Source organism: Streptomyces sp. ATLC9, assembly GCF_057196705.1.
Genome location: NZ_JBXUOY010000369.1, coordinates 1 through 4302 on the forward strand (window position 1 = coordinate 1; position 4302 = coordinate 4302).

A 4302-nucleotide genomic window follows, 5' to 3' on the forward strand; every position below is an offset into this window, starting at 1 on the left:
CGTGCGGCCTCCGGCCGCCCCGCGATCGCGCCCCCCGGCCCCGCGGGAGCCTCGCCACCGGGCAGATCCCGGCCGGCGCGGCACCGGGTCTCCACCGGTACCCCGAACGCCCGCGCGGCCCGCCCGGAGGTGAGCCGTCCGGGGACCGTGGCCCGCGGGCCGGGGGGGGCCCCCGGGCCCCGGGCCCCCCCGGCGCCCCCCGCCCCCCCCCCCCCGGAGCCCCCGCGGCGCCGGGTCAGATACGCCGCAGGACGCTGTCCAGCAGCGAACCCATCCGGGTGGCCGATTCGTGGCCCGCCCGGAGGACCTCCTCGTGGTTGAGCGGCTCGCCGGTCATGCCCGCGGCGAGGTTGGTGACCAGGGAGACGCCCAGCACCTCGGCGCCCGCCTCGCGGGCGGCGATCGCCTCCAGAACGGTGGACATGCCCACCAGATCCCCGCCGATCGCCCGGACCATGCCGATCTCGGCGGGCGTCTCGTAGTGCGGGCCGGGGAACTGGACGTAGACGCCCTCCTCCAGGGTGGCGTCCACCTCCTGGCACAGCGCGCGCAGCCGCGGCGAGTACAGGTCGGTGAGGTCGACGAAGTTGGGGCCGACGATCGGCGAGACGCCGGTGAGGTTGATGTGGTCCCGGATGAGGACCGGACGGCCGGGGCGCATTCCGGGGCGCAGTCCGCCGCAGCCGTTGGTCAGCACGACGGTCTTGCAGCCCGCGGCCACCGCCGAGCGGACGCCGTGCACGACGGACGCGACGCCGTGGCCCTCGTAGTAGTGGGTGCGGCCGAGGAAGACCAGCGCCCGCTTGTCGCCGAGGCGGTACGAGCGGACCTTTCCGGCGTGGCCCTCGACCACCGGCGGCGGGAAGCCGGGCAGTTCGGTGACCGGGAACTCGTGTTCCGGCTCCCCGAGCGCGTCGGCGGCCGGCACCCAGCCCGAGCCCATGACCAGGGCGACGTCGTGGGTCTCCGCGCCGGTCAGCTCACGCAGGCGGGCCGCCGCGGTGCGGGCGGCGGCGTACGGGGCGCCGGAGTAGTCGGTGGTGGCAGAAGCGTTCACGCCGATGAGGGTAGCCGGTAATCGCCTACGCGCGTAGACGGGAATCCGTGGAGCGGCCCCGGAAGCGGACGAAAGCGGACTCGGGCAGGCCGGAATGTCTTGAAAGGGGGGGAAATGGCCGGAAAGCGACCCGCGGCGGACCGCGCGTCCGCGCGTGCCGCGAGGGCCGGCCGCGGGCCCCGCTCAGCAGGGGCGCTTGCGCAGCTCCGTCACGTAGTCGTGGGGCGCCCCCGCCGACTCCGCAGCGTCGGCGATCTCGCCCAGGTAGCGGGCCGAGGGCAGCCCGCCCTCGTAACCGTTGAGGACGTAGCACCAGGCGGGCTCGTCGCCGTCCAGGGTGTGCACCCGTACCCGCATGCGGCGGTAGACGTCCATGCCGACGCCCTCCCAGCGGTCCATGGAGTCCTCGTCCATGGGCGCGATGTCGTACAGCGCGACGAAGACCGTCGCCTTCGGGGCCTCGGCGATGGTCGCCAGCGACCCCTCCCAGCCCATGTGCTCGCCGCCGAAGGTCAGCCGCCATCCGCTGAGCCACCCGGTGCCGCGCAGCGGCGAGTGCGGGGCGCGGCGGGACATCAGCCGGGCGTCGAGGTTTCCGGCGTATGCGGCGTAGAGCGACATGTGACGAGGGTATAGGCAGCCGCCCGGTCCGCCCGGGCGGACCGCCGCCGTGCCCGCGGCGGGTGGTGGCGGACGGCCCCGGGGCGCGTGCGAGACTGGGACACGTGACTCGGATCGTGATCATCGGTGGTGGACCCGGCGGCTACGAGGCGGCGCTGGTGGCCGCGCAGCTCGGAGCGGAAGTGACCGTCGTCGACCGCGACGGTCTGGGCGGCGCCTCGGTGCTGACCGACTGCGTCCCCTCCAAGACGCTCATCGCGACCGCCGAGGTGATGACGAACTTCGACTCCTCCTACGAGGAGCTCGGCATCATCGTCGAGGACGGCACCCCCGACCCCGACAGCCCCGCCCGGGTCGTCGGCGTGGACCTGGGCAAGGTCAACCGGCGTGTGAAGCGCCTGGCGCTGGCCCAGTCGCACGACATCACCGCGGCCGTCACCCGCGCGGGCGCCCGTGTGCTGCGCGGCCGCGGCCGGCTGGAACCGGGCCAGGCATCCGACGGCACACGGCAGGTCGTCGTCGAGACGGCCGGGGGCGAGGAGGAGCGGCTGACGGCCGACGCCGTGCTCATCGCCACCGGCGGCAAGCCGCGCGAGCTGGCCGACGCCCGCCCCGACGGCGAGCGCATCCTGAACTGGACGCAGGTCTACGACCTGGAGGAGCAGCCCGAGGAGCTGATCGTGGTCGGCTCCGGCGTCACCGGCGCCGAGTTCGCGGGCGCCTACCAGGCGCTCGGCTCCCGGGTGACGCTGGTCTCCTCGCGCGACCGCGTGCTGCCGGGCGAGGACCCGGACGCGGCGGTCGTGCTGGAGGACGTCTTCCGCCGCCGCGGCATGAACGTGATGTCGCGCTCCCGCGCCGCCTCCGCCAAACGCGTCGGGGACCGGGTGGAGGTCACCCTCTCCGACGGCCGGGTCATCACCGGCAGCCACTGCCTGATGGCCGTCGGCGCGGTGCCCAACACCTCGGGCATCGGCCTGGAGGGGGCCGGGGTGATGCTGAAGGACTCCGGCCACATCCGCACCGACCGGGTCTCGCGCACCTCCGCGCCCGGGGTCTACGCGGCCGGCGACTGCACGGGCGTGTTCGCGCTCGCCTCGGTCGCGGCCATGCAGGGCCGGATCGCGATGTACCACTTCCTGGGCGAGACGGTGGCCCCGCTGGACCTCAAGACCGTCTCGGCGAACGTCTTCACCGACCCGGAGATCGCCACCGTCGGCTACACGCAGGCCGACGTGGACGCCGGCCGGATCGACGCCCGGGCCGTCAAGCTGCCGCTGCTGCGCAACGCGCGGGCGAAGATGCAGGGCGTGCGGGACGGTTTCGTGAAGCTGTTCTGCCGCCCCGGCACGGGCATCGTGGTCGGGGGCGTGGTGGTCGCGCCGCGCGCCAGCGAGCTGATCCACCCGATCTCGATCGCGGTCGACAACAACCTGACGGTCGAGCAGATCGCGAACACCTTCACCGTCTACCCCTCGCTGTCGGGCTCGATCGGCGAGGTGGCACGGCAACTGCAGACGCGGAAGGCGGCCGAGGAGGGCTGACCCGCGGTCCGGGCTCCGCCGGGCCGTCCGCGTATACCACGGCGGGGTTCCGCCTACGAACAATTTCCGTTATTCAGCGGAAACAGCTGAAAGCAGACGGTCGCGCGGGTTACTGTCTGTTCTGTGTTCGCTGCAGAACGTCGTCAACTGATCCTCGAAATGGTGCGGGCCAACGGAGCCGTGTCGCTCCGCGAACTCGCACGTGTCGTCCAGACCTCCGAAGTGACCGTGCGTCGTGATGTCCGGGCACTGGAGGCGGAAGGGCTGCTGGACCGCCGGCACGGCGGCGCGGTGCTGCCCGGCGGCTTCTCACGGGAGTCCGGCTTCCCGCACAAGGCGCATCTGGCGACCGCGGAGAAGAGCGCGATCGCCGATGCCGCCGCGAGCCTCGTGGAGGAGGGTGAGGCCGTCGTCGTCGGCGCCGGGACGACCACGCAGGAACTGGCCCGCCGCCTGGCGCGCGTCCCCGGACTGACCGTGGTCACCAACTCCCTGCTGGTGGCGCAGGCGCTGGCGCACGCCAACCGCGTCGAGGTCGTGATGACCGGCGGCACGCTGCGCGGCGCCGACTACGCGCTGGTCGGCAGCGGCGCCGAGCAGTCCCTCCAGGGGCTGCGGGTCTCGCGCGCCTTCCTCTCCGGCAGCGGGCTGACGGCCGAGCGCGGCCTGTCGGCCTCCAACATGCTGTCGGCGAGTGTGGACCGGGCGCTGGTGCAGGCCGCCGCGGAGGTGGTCGTCCTGGCGGACCACACCAAGCTGGGCGTCGACACCATGTTCCAGACCGTCCCCCCGGAGGCCATCACCCGCCTGGTGACCGACGAGCCCCCGCCGCACGAGGACCGGGCGGCGGCCGAGCTCCGGGCGCTGACGGACCGGGGCGTCCGGATCACGGTGGCCGGTACGGAGAGCGCGCCGTCCGGTGCGGTGGGCGCGGCGCACGGCGCCGCGGTGGTGCACCCCGGGCCGGCGGGGCCCGCGGGGCAGACCGGTCAGGGCGGGCCGGGGGGAGCGGAGGGCGAGGGTCAGGCCGGCGGTCCGGGCGGCCGGCCGCGGCGCGAGGTGCCGCTGCCGGGCCAGCGC

Annotated in this window: 4 protein-coding genes; 2 read left to right on the forward strand and 2 right to left on the reverse strand. The window is 74.3% G+C overall.

Annotated elements, in window-relative coordinates:
- Nucleotides 1-235: 235 nt before the first annotated feature.
- On the reverse strand, nucleotides 236-1057 hold the full coding sequence (locus tag AC2CJA_RS24750) for a purine-nucleoside phosphorylase (protein WP_484604900.1): 822 nt from the start codon (nucleotides 1055-1057) through the stop codon (nucleotides 236-238).
- 183 nt (nucleotides 1058-1240) lie between these two features.
- Nucleotides 1241-1678: a gamma-glutamylcyclotransferase family protein gene (locus AC2CJA_RS24755; protein WP_484604901.1), complete on the reverse strand. Its 438-nt coding sequence runs from the start codon at nucleotides 1676-1678 to the stop codon at nucleotides 1241-1243.
- Nucleotides 1679-1773: 95 nt separating this feature from the next.
- On the opposite strand from AC2CJA_RS24755, the gene AC2CJA_RS24760 reads away from it, so the two are divergent.
- Together AC2CJA_RS24760 and AC2CJA_RS24765 are read left to right on the forward strand one after the other, a co-directional pair.
- Nucleotides 1774-3222 (forward strand): NAD(P)H-quinone dehydrogenase, encoded by a 1449-nt coding sequence (locus AC2CJA_RS24760; RefSeq protein ID WP_484604902.1) that lies wholly within the window; start codon nucleotides 1774-1776, stop codon nucleotides 3220-3222.
- 159 nt (nucleotides 3223-3381) lie between these two features.
- Nucleotides 3382-4302: DeoR/GlpR family DNA-binding transcription regulator (locus tag AC2CJA_RS24765; RefSeq protein ID WP_484604903.1), on the forward strand; the 921-nt coding region annotated here is incomplete at its 3' end.